This window comes from Rheinheimera gaetbuli (genome assembly GCF_054781935.1).
In genome coordinates, this window is record NZ_BAAGTL010000028.1 from 206862 (window position 1) to 222284 (window position 15423).

At 48.5% G+C, this 15423-nt stretch carries 16 protein-coding genes; 12 read left to right on the forward strand and 4 right to left on the reverse strand.

Features of this window, described 5'->3' with window-relative positions; translation table 11 throughout:
* The first annotated feature begins 20 nt into the window (after window positions 1-20).
* The 8 genes from ACYVIC_RS17350 (at window position 21) to ACYVIC_RS17385 (ending at window position 7177) form a co-directional block, all read left to right on the forward strand.
* Window positions 21-560: a YggT family protein gene (locus tag ACYVIC_RS17350; protein ID WP_460861977.1), complete on the forward strand. Its 540-nt coding sequence runs from the start codon at window positions 21-23 to the stop codon at window positions 558-560.
* On the forward strand, window positions 557-853 hold the full coding sequence (gene yggU, locus ACYVIC_RS17355) for a DUF167 family protein YggU (protein ID WP_460861979.1): 297 nt from the start codon (window positions 557-559) through the stop codon (window positions 851-853). Before ACYVIC_RS17350 ends, yggU begins: the two co-directional genes overlap by 4 nt.
* A 43-nt stretch (window positions 854-896) precedes the next feature.
* Window positions 897-1319, forward strand: coding sequence for a DUF4426 domain-containing protein (locus tag ACYVIC_RS17360; RefSeq protein ID WP_460861980.1), 423 nt, complete (start codon window positions 897-899; stop codon window positions 1317-1319).
* 4 nt (window positions 1320-1323) lie between these two features.
* Complete coding sequence (gene rdgB / locus ACYVIC_RS17365) at window positions 1324-1926, forward strand: RdgB/HAM1 family non-canonical purine NTP pyrophosphatase (RefSeq protein ID WP_460861982.1); 603 nt, start codon at window positions 1324-1326, stop codon at window positions 1924-1926.
* Between the two features lie 2 nt (window positions 1927-1928).
* A complete protein-coding gene (hemW, locus tag ACYVIC_RS17370; protein WP_460861983.1) occupies window positions 1929-3083 on the forward strand; it encodes a radical SAM family heme chaperone HemW in 1155 nt (384 codons plus the stop codon).
* A 113-nt stretch (window positions 3084-3196) separates the two neighbouring features.
* Window positions 3197-5041: a DUF885 domain-containing protein gene (locus tag ACYVIC_RS17375; protein ID WP_460861985.1), complete on the forward strand. Its 1845-nt coding sequence runs from the start codon at window positions 3197-3199 to the stop codon at window positions 5039-5041.
* Between the two features lie 157 nt (window positions 5042-5198).
* Window positions 5199-5627 carry a hypothetical protein gene (locus tag ACYVIC_RS17380; RefSeq protein WP_460861986.1) on the forward strand — a complete coding sequence of 143 codons (429 nt, stop codon included), beginning with the start codon at window positions 5199-5201 and terminating at the stop codon, window positions 5625-5627.
* Between the two features lie 299 nt (window positions 5628-5926).
* Window positions 5927-7177: an alkaline phosphatase family protein gene (locus tag ACYVIC_RS17385; protein WP_460861988.1), complete on the forward strand. Its 1251-nt coding sequence runs from the start codon at window positions 5927-5929 to the stop codon at window positions 7175-7177.
* 27 nt (window positions 7178-7204) lie between these two features.
* On the opposite strand, the gene ACYVIC_RS17390 is transcribed toward ACYVIC_RS17385, so the two are convergent.
* A complete protein-coding gene (locus ACYVIC_RS17390; RefSeq protein WP_460861990.1) occupies window positions 7205-7594 on the reverse strand; it encodes a cation transporting ATPase C-terminal domain-containing protein in 390 nt (129 codons plus the stop codon).
* Window positions 7536-8108 (reverse strand): HAD-IC family P-type ATPase, encoded by a 573-nt coding sequence (locus ACYVIC_RS17395; RefSeq protein ID WP_460862653.1) that lies wholly within the window; start codon window positions 8106-8108, stop codon window positions 7536-7538. The genes ACYVIC_RS17390 and ACYVIC_RS17395 overlap by 59 nt, the downstream gene beginning before the upstream one ends.
* 315 nt (window positions 8109-8423) lie before the next feature.
* Here ACYVIC_RS17395 and ACYVIC_RS17400 point away from each other — a divergent pair, with 315 nt between their 5' ends.
* The 4 genes from ACYVIC_RS17400 to ACYVIC_RS17415 all read left to right on the forward strand — a co-directional run bounded on the left by ACYVIC_RS17400 (window position 8424) and on the right by ACYVIC_RS17415 (window position 12833).
* The gene (locus ACYVIC_RS17400; protein WP_460861991.1) at window positions 8424-9386 is read left to right on the forward strand and encodes a magnesium transporter CorA family protein; all 963 of its coding nucleotides are present in this window, start codon (window positions 8424-8426) and stop codon (window positions 9384-9386) included.
* A gap of 26 nt (window positions 9387-9412) precedes the next feature.
* Window positions 9413-10762 (forward strand): magnesium transporter, encoded by a 1350-nt coding sequence (gene mgtE / locus ACYVIC_RS17405; protein WP_460861993.1) that lies wholly within the window; start codon window positions 9413-9415, stop codon window positions 10760-10762.
* Window positions 10763-10863: 101 nt separating this feature from the next.
* Window positions 10864-11781 carry a 30S ribosomal protein S6--L-glutamate ligase gene (rimK, locus tag ACYVIC_RS17410; RefSeq protein WP_460861994.1) on the forward strand — a complete coding sequence of 306 codons (918 nt, stop codon included), beginning with the start codon at window positions 10864-10866 and terminating at the stop codon, window positions 11779-11781.
* Window positions 11781-12833, forward strand: coding sequence for a succinylglutamate desuccinylase/aspartoacylase family protein (locus ACYVIC_RS17415; RefSeq protein ID WP_460861995.1), 1053 nt, complete (start codon window positions 11781-11783; stop codon window positions 12831-12833). Before rimK ends, ACYVIC_RS17415 begins: the two co-directional genes overlap by 1 nt.
* A gap of 1 nt (window position 12834) precedes the next feature.
* Here ACYVIC_RS17415 and ACYVIC_RS17420 read toward each other — a convergent pair whose 3' ends face one another.
* Together ACYVIC_RS17420 and ACYVIC_RS17425 are read right to left on the reverse strand one after the other, a co-directional pair.
* Complete coding sequence (locus ACYVIC_RS17420) at window positions 12835-13599, reverse strand: DUF2884 family protein (RefSeq protein WP_460861997.1); 765 nt, start codon at window positions 13597-13599, stop codon at window positions 12835-12837.
* Window positions 13600-13702: 103 nt separating this feature from the next.
* Window positions 13703-15361, reverse strand: a complete 1659-nt coding sequence (locus ACYVIC_RS17425; RefSeq protein ID WP_460861999.1) for a FapA family protein — start codon at window positions 15359-15361, stop codon at window positions 13703-13705.
* Between the last annotated feature and the right edge of the window lie 62 nt (window positions 15362-15423).

The window sequence follows — 15423 nt, forward strand, 5'->3', positions numbered from 1 at the left end:
TACTAACGGAGAAACCCGCAATGCAAGCTATGCTGTTTCTGATTGACACTGCCTTTAGTCTGTACCTGATGGTAATGATCCTGCGCTTGTGGCTGCAACTGGCCAGAGCCGACTTTTACAACCCGTTTAGCCAGTTTGTGGTAAAAGCAACTAACCCTCTGGTACTGCCTTTGCGCCGCATTGTGCCCAGTATTGGCAGTTTAGACAGTGCGTCTTTACTGTTGGCCTATGGCATAACTTTGGCTAAGCTACTGGTATTACAAATGTTATCGGCTGGTCAGATTGTTCTGGTACCCAGTTTGATTTTTGCGGTTATCGTACTGATAAAAGAAATTTTCACATTGCTGTTCTGGATTTTAGTGATCCGCGCCCTACTAAGCTGGTTTAGCCAGGGCCGCAGCCCGGTAGAATATGTGATGCACCAACTTACTGAACCGGTATTGAGGCCGATACGCCGTATTCTGCCGCCAATTGGCGGGCTGGATTTATCGGTACTGGTAGTATTGGTTGGTTTGCAGTTTTTAAATATTTTGTTCAGCAGTTGGATTGGCGGCATTTGACCGCTGTAAGCCTTACCGGTGAAGACATTCGCTTGAAGTTATACATTCAACCCAAGGCCTGTCGCGACAATTGGGCAGGCCTATATGGCGACGAGCTGAAACTGGCTATTACTGCTCCGCCGGTGGATGGTAAAGCCAACACCCACCTGCAAAAGTTCCTGGCCAAAAGCTTTGCGGTAGCAAAATCACAGGTAGTGATAGAAAAAGGTGAGCTGGGCCGACACAAAACTGTGCTTATCATCAACCCTAAACAACTACCGGAACTGATAAAAACCCAGCTGGGAATAGCATGAGCCACTATACTTACCCCCCAAGACCTACTAACCGAGGTGGATTATGAACCGTGTTATTACAGCCCTGCTACTGGGCTTAATTGTTAGCTTTAGCGCAGCTGGCGAGCAAAAAAAGCAATTGGGCAATTGGGATGTACATTATATTGCTTTTCCCTCCCCTATACTGACACCTGAAGTAGCACAGCAATATAAGCTACAACGCAGTAAATACAACGGTATTGTTAATATTTCAGTACTGGATAAAACCACACAGCAAGCACAAAAAGTGGCCATTAGTGGCAGTGCCCGAGACTTACAAAGCCGTCAGCGCACGCTTGAGTTTACCGAAGTTATTGAAGGTGATGCGGTGTACTATTTGGCGCAGTTGCCATTTCATCATGAACAACGCTACAGCTTTACAATCACTATTAGCAGTGGCAATCAAACGCAACAGCTTAAATTCGACCAGGTTTTTTACGTAGACTAACAATATGACGAATAAAATTGTGCTGGCCAGCGGCAACAAAGGCAAAGTAGCAGAACTGAGCCAAATGCTGGCACCGTTTGACCTGCAAGTCATACCGCAAACAGAGCTAGATGTAACAGATGCAGATGAAACCGGCTTAACCTTTATTGAAAATGCCATTATTAAAGCACGTCATGCAGCCTTGGTTACCGGCTTACCGGCCATTGCCGATGATTCTGGCCTGGCGGTCGATGCCTTGGGCGGCGCACCGGGTATTTATTCGGCGCGTTATGCCGGTGAAGCGGCCAGCGATAACAACAATATCGACAAACTGCTGTTGGCACTAAAAGATGTACCCGATAGTCAGCGTACTGCTCAATTTCATTGTGTGCTGGTGTACCTGCGTCACCCAGAAGACCCTACACCGTTGGTGTGCCATGGCATCTGGCATGGCAGCATCACGCGACAGCCTGCAGGCTGCGGCGGTTTTGGTTACGATCCGGTGTTTTTCATCGACAGTGAAGGCTGTACCAGTGCTGAGTTAAGCCGCGAGCGCAAACAGCAACTTAGCCATCGAGGCAAAGCCCTGGCACAGCTAATGACACAACTACAACAAAAGAGCCTGTGATAGTGGCCCTGCAATTACCGCCATTGGCGTTGTATATTCATATTCCCTGGTGCATTGAAAAATGCCCATACTGCGACTTTAACTCCCATGCGGTAAAGCAAGGCATTCCCGAGCAGGAGTATATCGCCCATTTACTGGCCGATTTAGATCAGGATTTAGCTCTGGTAACTGGCCGCAGCATTAGCAGCATCTTTATCGGAGGTGGCACCCCCAGTGTGTTTTCTGCAGCCGGCATCGGCCAGATTTTAACCGGTGTAAAACAGCGCCTGGCCTGTGACGATAACATGGAAGTAACCATGGAGGCCAACCCCGGGACTGTTGAAGCCGAGCGCTTTGCCGGCTATGTTAGCGCCGGTGTAACGCGGTTTTCTATTGGTGTGCAAAGCTTTCAAACAGCTCAGCTAAAGGCTCTGGGGCGTATTCACGACAGCAGCGAAGCCGTGCACGCGGCAAAACTTGCCAGCACACTACTACAGGGGCAGGCACTGCAAAGTTTTAATCTGGATTTAATGCACGGCTTACCGCAACAAGATCTGGCAGGTGCTTTGGCCGATTTACAACAAGCGATAGATTTAGCACCGCCACATTTATCCTGGTATCAACTTACCATAGAGCCCAACACTGCTTTTGCTTCACGCCCGCCAATACTGCCACCAGACGATACCTTGTGGGATATTCAGCAGCAAGGCCTGGCATTGTTATCGCAGCACGGTTACCAGCAGTACGAAATTTCAGCTTATGCCAAGCCCGGCCAGCAATGCCGGCACAACCTGAACTACTGGCGTTATGGCGACTATTTAGGTATTGGCTGCGGCGCGCACGGAAAAATTACCCTGCCATCGCGCAATGCTATTTTACGTACAGTAAAAATTAAGCACCCTAAGGGCTATATGGATATCAGCCGCGGTTACATGGACAGCCGCGAACAGGTAACAGCGGAAGATCGGCCGTTTGAGTTTTTTATGAACCGTTTTCGCCTGCTTGAGCCCTGCCCGATTGCCGACTTTGCCGCTTACACCGGTTTGCCACTGAGCAGCATTAGCAGCGCTATTGTAGAAGCTGAACAAAAACAGTTGCTGACAGTTACCGACACGCATTGGCAAATTACCGCCAAAGGCGCGCGCTATCTAAACGACTTACTGACCTTGTTTATCTAGCCTGATTAACCTGTCAGCGCGATACTTGGCCTTTTAATCAGCACGTAGTGGCGTAGAATACAGCCAGTGTGCTAACTAATAAGCCCAGTCAGACAATAACAACAGGAATTGATATGACACCATTTTTGCTCCAGCGCGCGTTACTGCCAATAGCAGTAAGCGCAGCGTTACTAACCGGCTGTGGTCCGCAGCAACAAACAACACCACCGGCACAGCCAGCCATTGTAGTGCAGCAGCAAACAGAATCTGACAAAGCCAATGCGCTGTTTGAACAGATATTTATGGATAATGTGAGGCGCAATCCATTGTTACAAACCCGGCTGGGCATAAAGGATGATTATGACAAATGGCATGATTTATCAGACGAGCATTACAACGCTACGCTGCAGCTGGTGCGCCAACATCTGATGATGTTGCAAGACATTGACGTCAATAAACTGGACGACAATAGTCGTATTAGTTATTTGTTAATGCAGCAAGATCTGCAACAAGAACTGGACGATGCTAAATGGCACTTGTATAGCTATCCGGTAAACCAGATGTCTGGTAGCCACTCGCAGGTGCCGTCGGTGCTGATAAACCAGCACAGCATAACAACTGAAAGTGATGCTAAAGCATACATTGCCCGCCTGAACGCGGTACCCAAATTATTCAGCCAGTTGCAACAACAGCTACAGGCGCGCGCTGAAGCGGGTATTATTGCACCCGCCTTTGTGTTCCCGCATGTTATCTCGGCCAGTGAAAACGTGATTAAAGGTGCGCCGTTTGACGATGGCCCCGACAGCACTCTGTTGGCTGACTTTAGTAGCAAAATTGCCAAACTGGAACTAAATGAGCATGCCAGCAAGCTACTGCTGGACGAAGCTAAAGTAGCACTACTTACCAGTGTAAAACCGGCCTACAGTAGCCTGATTAATTATCTGCAAACGCTGCAACAAAAAGCCGGAACCATTGATGGTGTCTGGCGTTTTAAAAACGGCGAAGCGTTTTATAATAACGCCCTTCAGCGCACCACAACAACTACGCTGACAGCAGCAGAAATTCACCAGATTGGTTTAGATGAAGTGGCACGTATCCACAGCGAAATGCGCGCTATTATGCAGCAAACCGGCTTCGACGGTGATTTAAAAGCCTTTTTCAACTTTATGCAGACTGATCCGCAGTTTTACTATCCGGATACTGCTGAAGGCAAAGCAGCATACTTAGCCGAGGCCACCGCGGTGATTGACCATATGCGTTCACGACTGGATGAGCTGTTTCTAGTCAAGCCCAAAGCAGAGATGATCGTAAAAGCGGTTGAGGCGTTTCGTGAGCAAAGTGCCGGTAAAGCCTTTTATCAACAACCATCAATGGACGGCAGCCGGCCCGGCATTTACTACGCTAACTTGTACCGCATGAGTGATATGCCTAAGTACGAGCTGGAAGCGCTGGCTTATCACGAAGGCCTGCCCGGCCACCATATGCAGCTGGCTATTGCGCAAGAGCTTACCGACATGCCCAAGTTCCGCCGTTTTGGTGGCTACACCGCTTATATTGAAGGCTGGGGTTTATACACTGAACTGTTACCAAAAGAAATTGGCCTGTATCAGAACCCGTATTCTGATTTCGGCCGCCTAGCCATGGAACTGTGGCGCGCCTGCCGTTTGGTAGTAGACACCGGCATTCACGCCAAAAAGTGGAGCCGCGAAGAGGCTATTCAGTACTTGTTAGACAACACGCCCAATACTGAAACTGCGATTGAGAAAGCCATCGAGCGTTATATCGTCATGCCATCTCAAGCTACGGCGTACAAAATAGGCATGATTAAAATTATTGAACTGCGCGAAAAAGCTAAAGCTGCGCTGGGCGATAAGTTTGATATCCGTATGTTTCACGACGTAGTGCTGAAAAACGGCGCCGTGCCACTGGATGTATTAGAGCAATTGATAGACGAGTATATTGCCGCCAACCAAGCCTGATCGCCTGCAATACTTTAAAACCAACAAGCCGGTCGTTGGACCGGCTTGTTTTATCTGCACCTGTATCATTTCCCTGTGTGTTCATTTGTCCGTTTTTAACATTATTACTTTTGCTGGCTATCACAGCATTTCGTAAAACTTAAAAAAGGAAATCCAAATGGCAACTTTGATAAATATCACCGAAAAAACGCCCGATGCAATTCAAATCTGGGGCTTTCACCAACTGTGTAATAAATATGACGTAGCCAAAGCAGTCGAGCATATTGCTTCACAGTTAAACGGAGCTAATCACACCATTCATATTATGTCAGGCACACACGGCTACTGTAACGGAAGAATTGGCGCAGTAGCAGATCGGGAAGAAAAATTTGCTAAAGAAGACCGGTGCCTGGCCTCTCCCGTAACTGCAGATGGTAAAGCCGTTAAATTAAAAGTACACGACTTTAATACTGACAAACTCCAGGCACCTGATTATGTCAGCGCTGCCATGGCTAAACTTAACTCCGATATAAGAAACATTGTGCACAGTAGCAGCGGGGTGAACACTTTTATCCTGGCGTATTGTTGTAGCGCCGGAACAGTCTAAGTCAACCCCGTCTTACTGCCGCTGATAAACGCCTAAGCTCTGCCTTCGCAGAGCTTATATGCGTCGGCGCCAAACAACGCTTGGGAGAATGTAAAGCAAGTATTTTATCCGGGAACATTTTATGTTGATGCCTCGTCTTCTGCATAACTTGTATCAGCGTTACTACCGCAAGGGTTGCGGTAGTAATAAGCACAACTGTAACCATTTATGGCACCTGGCCGGCAGTTTATCGGATCTGTCATTTTAACGTGTTGTTGGCAGCGTACACTGCAGCGGATTTTTACAACCAGACCACACATATGACATTTTCCCGGATAGTACAGTTTGCTCTGCTTTTTAGCCTGCTGGTTAGCTTTGCCGTAAAAGCGCAACCCGACAGCGTGCTGTTGATTTCTATCGATGGTTTTGCCAACCACTACCTGCAGCAATACCCTGCTGCCAATATTAAAAAGCTGGCACAGGAAGGCCTTAGGGCACAGAGCATGCAGCCGGTGTTCCCCACCAAAACCTTCCCCAATCACTACAGCATTGTTACCGGCCTGCACCCGGCTAAACACGGCATTGTTGAAAACAACATATTTGATGCCGACTTTGATGCTATTTTCCGGCTAAATAAGGCCGAAGAAGTGACCAATGCGCGCTGGTGGCATGGTGAGCCAATATGGGTTACTGCTGAATCTCAGGGCGTAAAAGCGGCTACCTATTTTTACCCGGGTTCTGAGGCCGCGATAAAGAATGTGCGCCCCAGTTACTGGCAACGCTATGACGGCAACGTAAGCCATAACGACAGAGTCGACTCGGTGCTGCAATGGCTGGATTTACCCGGGGCAGAGCGCCCGCGGTTTTTAAGCTTGTATTTTAGTGCAGTAGATGATACCGGCCACGCTTACGGCCCTGACTCGGTAGAAGTAGCGGCAGCCATAGCAGAGGTAGACCAGGCGATTGGCCGTTTACTGGCAGGCTTACGCCAACGTGATTTATACCACAAAATAAACATTATGCTGGTGTCAGACCACGGCATGGTAGAAACGCCGCCACAGCAAGTTATTGCGTTAGATAAGTTGTTTAACAGCCACGATGCCCTGCTTACGCTGTGGACAGCAGAAATTGTTTCTATCTTCCCGCGCGAAAGCAAACTGGACAGCATTTATCAGCAGTTAAGCCGCAGCTTACCGCCACAAGCCAAAGTGTATAAAAAAACCAACTTACCCGCACGCTGGCGCTATCAGGACAATAAACGTATAGCGCCATTGTTAGTAGTGCCGCAGCCTGGTTGGCTGTTAATTCAGCAAAAAGCCGCGGCAAAATACCGGCAAATGGCCGCTGAAGGCAAAACCAGTGGTAGCCACGGTTATGATAACCAGAGCGACGCTATGCAGGCCATGTTTATCGGCCACGGCCCGGCATTTAAAGCCGGCAGCATTATTCCTGCTTTTAGCAATACCGAGCTGTATAACCTGATGTGCCGCATTTTGGGCTTAACACCCGCCGCTAACGACGGCAACCCGGCCTGGCCCGATACCGTGCTGAACAGCACAACAGGGCCGTGAATATACCACTGCAACAAAACAGAGTAATTACCGGCGTTGCCGTGTTAACCACTTTTCCAGCTCCAACATAGCAAATAGCGCCATACCCACACCCGCACATATTAAGCCGTGGCTAAACTGCAACGGCTTAGTGCTGAACAGCTGTTGCAGCAGCGGCAGGTAAGTAAACAGCAGTTGCAGGCCAAGCACTATGGCTACCGCTATCAGTACCGGTTTAGTGCCTTTAATACCCTGAAGTGACAGCGATGGCCCCTGCATATAGCGCACGCTGAACAAATACCAGACTTCCATCGCTACCAGAGTGTTCACGGCCATAGTGCGGGCGTAGTCGATACTTAACTGCTGGGCTATGGCCCAGTTAAATACGCCGAAGATGCCTGCGGTAAACCATATTGCGCCGCTCGGCCAGCACCACATCTGCCGCCAGTGCTGCAGGATGTTTTTCTACCGCCACCGATTCACCGGTTAATGAGGCTTCCTGTACCTGCAGGTTATACACCTTTAGCAAGCGCATATCGGCTGGCACTTTGTCGCCGGCTTCGAGTATAACAATATCGCCCGGCACCAGTTCGGCGGCGTCTAACAGTTCGGTGGTCCCGGCGCGCAGTACCCTGGCCCGGCTTGACAGCAAAACGCCAATCGCCAGCAGCGCTTTTTCAGCCTGGCCTTCCTGAATAAAGCCGATGATGCCATTTACCAGCACCACAGCTAAAATCACCGCCATATCCAGATATTCTGCTAATACCGCCGCCAGCACAGCGGCAACCAGCAGCACGTATATCAGCAAATTATTAAACTGGCGTACAAATCGTCGCCAGACCGGCAGTGGCGGTTTGGCCGGTAACAGGTTGGCGCCATACTGTTGACGCGCTTGCTCTACCTGCAACAGGTCTAAGCCATGCTCAAGATGCACCGAGAATTGCCGGTACAGTGTGTCGGCTTGCTACTGGTGCCACTGCGTTTGCTTACAGTCAGTCATCATAGTTTCCTCAGTGGCAATTGCTATGTCAAAAGCCTTGCCAAGCGAAGCGGGGCCGTGGTCCTGATAATCGGTTGAGTCAGTGACACAGCATCAAATTTAATTGAAAGCACGAATGCCAACAACAAGTAAATATCAGGTTAGGGATGTTTCTTTAATCTTTGCTGTACCAACAGCAAATTGTCGTCAATACACTGTTTGAGTATTTGCCCGTAGCAGGCATTTATAGGTATGCTGTAGCTATGCGGCAACGGCTGGACAAACTCTATGATTTTACTTAGCTATTTTGAACCAGAAACCAGCAGCTGGCGCGACTACACCACTGCACAATTGCCTGCCACTTTGCCAGCAGATGCGCGTGTATGGATCAACCTCAATGAGGCAACCCAAGACGAGCAACAGCAAATATTGCAGCGCTTTGCTATAGAGGCAACCTTAGCAGAAGATTTCAGCCGTCAGCGCCACCCGCCCAAAGTCGAGAGCCAACCCGATTTTACTCTACTGATTTTGCGCGGCTATGCTGATGCCGACTTTAGTGAATACACCCGCAGCGCGCAGGTAAATTTGCTCTATTCAAAGCAGGTACTAATAAGCAAAATACACAGCCATAACCCGGTACTGCTAAAACAATTGCAACCACAACTGCAGGCGACCCTAAGCAGCAATATCGCAGACTGGATAAAGCAGAGTATTCTGGCGGTTTCAGCCAGCTATCTGGAAAAACTGATCAGTTTTGAAGATGAACAGAGTGAACTTGAAGATGTTATGCTGAGCAGCGGCAACGATGAGAAGATGGCGCTGATTATGCGCTACCGTTCGGTACTGCGAAAAATTAACCGTAATCTGGCTTATCAGAAAGATATCTTTTCTGATGCATTGTATGAAGAAAATAGCCCCTTGCAGCGGCAGTTCAGTACGGCTGAAATACGTGATTTTTACGAGAAATTTGAACGGCTGCACAGCATGACAGAGATGTACTACGATCAGCTAAGTGATCTGGTAGAAGGCTATTTGTCGACAACGTCACACCAGATCAACGAACGGATGAAAGTGTTAACTATAGTCAGCACCATTTTTATTCCGTTGACTTTTGTCGCCGGCATTTACGGCATGAACTTTATTTATATGCCCGAGCTACAAATGCCCAACGCCTACTATATTGTCTTAAGTCTGATGGCAGTTGGCGGTGTATCAGGGCTGATTTGGTTTAAAATTCGCGGCTGGTGGTAATGCCACCTCAGGCAAGGGAGTAGTATATGGCTGAAAATCAACCGCTTGATATTGAAGAAATTGTCCGTGACAGCTTTGATGAAAATGAAGCCGGCCAGTTAACCGGCAAACTTAGTCAGCTGGAGCCGGAAGAAATTGCTATTGCCTTAGAGGCCATGCCGGTAGAGCAACGGGTCAGTGCCTGGTTGGGTTTGCATCCTGATGATCAGATTGCTGCACTGACTTACATGCGGGTTGACGCCCGTGACAACGTTTTTAAGCAACTAGATGAAGCGCAACTGCGCAGTCTGGTTGAGGGTATGGAAGTTGATGATCTGATTGAGCTACTCGATGAGTTGCCTCTGCGCATATACAACTATGCCTGCTCCCGCCTTGATGAAAGCCAACGCCGCTGGCTGGATACCGCTTTGGCGTATACCGACGATCAATGTGGCCGCTATGCCGACCACGATATGCTCATTATCAATAAAAATGCCAGAGTTCGCGACGCCATCCGGCTGTTTCGCCAACTGGCAGATGACGCTGAATATCACGATGCATTATTCGTTGTAGACAGAACCGGCCGTTATGTTGGTTTAGTACACGCAACGCAGTTATTAGGTTTAGGATCGCACCTGCCGGTAGAAACGGTAATAGATAAAGATGCTCCGCTGGTAGAGGGCGAAATGGATTTAGACCAAGGCTCAGATATTGTTTCACGCTCTGGTTATACCGCACTGGCAGTTGTAGACAGTGAAGGCAAATTACTTGGTCGCCTGTCTATTGGTGAAGCACTGGAAAACGTACGGCGTAGCCTGGAAAGCCAGTTTATGCATACCGCTGGTCTGGACGAAGAGGAAGACTTATTTGCACCGGTCGTTGATAGCGCCAAACGTAGGGCATTATGGCTGGGCATTAACTTACTTACTGCTTTTCTGGCGGCCTGGACAATTGGTTTATTTGAAGCCACTTTACAGCAAGTTGTGGCACTGGCGGTGCTAATGCCAATTGTGGCCAGTATGGGCGGTATCGCCGGCAGCCAAACATTAACCCTGATTATCCGTGGCCTGGCGCTGGAACAAATTACGCCACAAACATACTTAACCTTGCTTCGCAAGGAACTCGGCGTCGGTGCTATTAATGGTCTGCTTTGGGCCATAGTCATTGCCGTTATTACTTATTTTTGGTTTGGTGATTGGATTATCGGCGCTATTATCGGCTCAGCTATCATCATCAATATTGTAGTGGCGGCTATCTCCGGCGTGTTAATTCCGATTTGGCTGGAAAAACTAAATATTGATCCGGCGTTGTCCGGCTCAGTAATTTTAACCACCGTAACCGATGTAATCGGCTTTTTTGCCTTTTTAGGCCTGGGCTCACTATTCTTGCTCAGTTAAAAAGCAAGTACTTTATTTTGCCTCAGACAAGGTATTTCTGCTGCCAGGCTATACACAGCCTTTTACAATAGCAGCCTTGGTTTTTGCTTATCGGAGAGCGCATGAAAATTGCGATTTTATCGCGTAACGCCCAGCTATACTCTACTAAACGACTAGTAGAAGCGGCAACGGAGCGTGGCCACGAGGTGCAGGTGATAGATCCACTTGCCTGCTATATGAATATTAACCGCAGCAATTCCTCTATTCACCACAAAGGTGAAGTGCTGGCAGGTTTTGATGCCGTGATCCCGCGTATTGGTGCTTCTATTACCTTTTACGGTACTGCGGTACTGCGGCAGTTTGAGATGATGGGTGTGTATAGCCTGAATGAATCAGTAGCCATTAGCCGGGCACGCGATAAACTGCGCAGTATGCAGCTGCTTGCTCGTCAGGGCATTGGCCTGCCGGTTACCGGTTTTGCCGATAAACCCGGCGATATTCCGGATTTAATTGATATGGTTGGCGGTGCACCTCTGGTGATAAAACTGCTCGAAGGTACTCAGGGCATTGGCGTAGTTTTAGCAGAAACACGTACCGCAGCAGAGAGTGTTATAGAAGCCTTTATGGGACTAAACGCCAATATTTTGGTGCAAGAATATATCAAAGAGGCCAGTGGCGCTGACATTCGCTGTTTTGTGATTGGCAATAAGGTGGTAGCAGCAATGAAACGTCAGGCCAAAGCTGGCGAATTTCGCTCAAATCTGCATCGCGGTGGTACAGCATCCACTGTGCGGCTAAGCAAAGAAGAGCGCAGCACCGCTATGCGGGCCGCCAAAACCATGGGGTTAAATGTGGCGGGAGTAGATTTGCTGCGCTCTAACCATGGCCCTGTTGTGATGGAAGTAAACAGCTCGCCGGGGTTGGAAGGCATTGAAACGGCAACAGATAAAGATATTGCTGATATGACAATAATATTCCTTGAGCAACAAGTCGCCCGGCATAAAAGCCGACGTAAACTGAACACAAAAGGAACCGGCTAATGCAGGTAGGCAGAGCAGCCTTTAGTCTTGGCAACAGCAGTATTCCACCTGGCAGCCGTGCGGTGGTAGATATTCCATTTGGCAAGCTTTACACCCATACCGAGCTAAACATTGGCGCCCATGTTATACATGGACGTAAAGAAGGCCCGGTGCTATTAGTGGCGGCAGCTTTGCATGGTGATGAGATTAACGGCGTCGAAATTTGCCGCCGCCTGTTGAAATTACCGCGGCTTAGCCAACTTAAGGGCACACTTGTCGTCGTGCCAATAGTAAATACTTACGGCTTTGTGCAGCAGTCACGCTATTTACCAGATCGACGAGATTTAAATCGTAGCTTTCCAGGCAGTGAAAAAGGCTCGCTTGGCAGCAGGATGGCATTTCAGTTTACCGACAAAATTTTGAAAAAATGCACCCATGCCATAGACCTACACACTGGTGCGATTCACCGCTCTAACCTACCGCAGGTGCGTGCCAGTGCCAAAGATAAAACAGCACTGCGAATGGCAGAAGTATTTAACGCGCCCATTATTATCAAAGCGGCTTCGCGCGAGGGCACCATGCGGGGTACAGCTAACAGTTTAGGTATTCCTATTCTACTGTACGAAGCAGGCGAAGCTCTGCGGTTTGACGAACAATCAATTAATATCGGCGTGCGCGGCATACTCAATGTTATGACAGATTTAGGCATGCTCAGAGCCGGCCGGCGCAAACCCGCCACTCGCTCATTATTTTCGAAGAAAAGCAGTTGGGTGCGCGCTGAACACGACGGTATAGCGCGTTATTATGTTGGCCTGGGGCAAACGGTAAAAACCGGTGATACCATGGCGCATATCTACTCGCCCTACTCAGATTTTGAAGTGACAGTATCAGCTACCTTTGATGGCATTGTTATTGGACGCAACAACCTGCCTTTGGTAAACGAAGGCGAAGCACTATTTCATGTTGCAGAAGTGAGTTCTCTGGATGAAGCCGAAAAAACGCTGGACGCAATTAACGACGAAGTTGACAATGCTATGCCGCCAGTGTTGGGAGAAGAATATGGTGTGGTCTAGCCTACGGCTTTAATGCCAGAACATCATAAGGTTTTAATGCCGGGACCCGCTGCTGCAACGCTTGCTCCACCTGGTCCAGCTCCTGCATCCGTTGACAAAATAACGCCGACTTTGCTTCCATTTCTACCACCTTGGCATCTAACCCAAGGTTTATTTTATCAACTAATTCCCCGACTGACTGCCACTCCTGGCTATCGGCTCGCTCAAAATTGCTATCGGAGTGACGCAGCGCATCGCGCAGCGCCCCCCAAACTGCACCAACCGTATGTCTGGCCAGATTATTTAACTGAGGCTTGAGTTCGTCGTTAAGAAAATAATCCAACTCATTCAAACTTTGTGGTGCAAGGTAAAAATGCTCGTTGGTACGGACAAAGCGCGACATCCACTGAAAAGTCGTTTCGCGAACCAGCTCACGCCATTCAGCCTGCTGGGCTTTACTGCCAAGGCCAGTAAACATGGCTTCAACACTAGACAACCCAAGCTCCACGCCATCTACAGCAATACTGACTATTTCCGGCACAAACTTACGTAAGTCCTGACTATATTGTTGCAGCAGCACGGTGTCTGCATCAGCCAGCGCTATCCATTCCCCACGGATAAACAACTGTTTGTCGGCGTTAATCTGAACATGGGTGCGGTTATTTTGTAGAATGCGAATATGATCTGGCGCGATAAGAATACCGTGTATAAAAGCCATATTGCATTCAGCAGCCTTCAAGCCAAAGGGTGACAACATTGCAAGAATTAACACAGATAACAATTTCACGCTGTAACACCTTACTGCAGACATTTAGTCTAAGCGTACGCCAATACCAAACCGGGCGCAGCTGAATGCACCGCACGCAATAGACTGATTATCGCTAAAACTATCAGAAAAACGCTTCTATCGCCGGGCTACCGTCGACCAGCAGGATTTTTGACGGGCCGTATTCACGCCGGCTACGTATCTGGTCAGTACCAAAATGCACTTCGACGGCAGAGAATAATTGCTGCCGCACTACTATCAATGCTTCAGACAGCCTTTGCTGACGCTGTAACTCAAGTTGTTTGACATCGTTAATCAGGGCCAGTGCCACAGTTTTATGTTCTTCAAACTCGGCGGTTAGCTCCTGCCGTCGCGCATCAATTTGGGCATTGCCTTCTATCTTTTTCAGCTTTTCCAGTTGCTCGCGAATATCCTGCATATCTTTTTTTGCTGCCGTGATACTGCTGCGAAGTACGTCTTGCTTTTCAGCTATCGGGTCTATCATGCGGTTAAGTTCGATTAACACATTGCTACTGGACGGCGCGCCCAAATTACCGGTAAAAATGCCATAATCGAGGTAAAAATAGCCACCGATAACTTTGCCATTAGGGTTGTCTTCCGGTCCGGCATAAACCTTAGCCGCAGCCACTGCGCAGTGCATAATTTGTTTATTGATATATAGGTTACCTTCAGCGGAAAACCTGGCATATTGCGCCAGATTACACTGAATGTCGCCCTTTGCTTGAAGCGTGGTGCTGTAGCTGCTGTCTTTTTCTGCTGAAGCAAGCTGATGACCAATAATAGACCCACCCACGGTAATATCACCGCCTGCTTCAATCAAAATACCTTCAACAAAGCCTTTTACAAATACGTTGCCTCCGGCTACCACTTTCATGCCTTCGGTAACATCGCCATTGACTACCACCGAACCCTTGAAAATAATATGCCCGGTAGCCAAATCAACATTCTTAACCGTAAAGACTTCATCAACCGTGGCACCATTTTCAACCATACGTGGTAAACCATCTCTGGCTGCAACTAACAAATCCGGGTCATGTGCAGCCAACTCGACGCCTTCGCCCAGGTTCCACTCTACCGCCTGGCCAGGCACGGCAGCTATTAGTGTGCCCGTTACTGACATACCATCTACACCGGGTGTAGGTGGATGGCGTCGCACTAAAGGCTCGCCTGATCTAACAGCAGGAATAACCCCAAAATCACGTAAGTCGGCTTTATCGTCAGACTGCACCAAAGGCCGGTTACGGCGGCTCTGCATTTCAGCAATCATGGGTTCAAAACGCGAGTTTTCACCATTTTTAACCGGGCGCCCTTTGGCTATTACCAGTTTGACTCTACTACCAGGCTCTGCCTTACTGGCATGAGTAACCAGTTTAACAATGTGATCTTTACTAAAACCAAACACCACACCAGCTTCCTGTGCGCCTTTTACCAGCGAGTTTGCCGATACCGGTGCACCGCCCCAGGCTGCTGTTATTACAGCTGCAGCTGAACTTTGATCTTCAGCAATTTCAAAACTGAGTTCCGCATCTCTTTTTTCTGCAATACGATAGGTAAGCTGCGTGCCCGCTGGCTGGAGTTGTTCTTTAATTTTTTGCTGAATTTGCTGATACTCAACCAGCAAATTAGTGAGTTGCTCCTGAATAATCAAGCAGCGGGAAAAACCGGCCTGCTGTATCGCAGCATTCAGATCATTAGCGCTCAGCGCGTCCAACGTTACAGGCACGGTTATTTTTATACTGTTATTTTGCTCGGTAAATTGCATATGGCTTCACACTTTAAGGTTACTGCACTAAAGCATATCTACTGAAACAAATAACCGGCCCA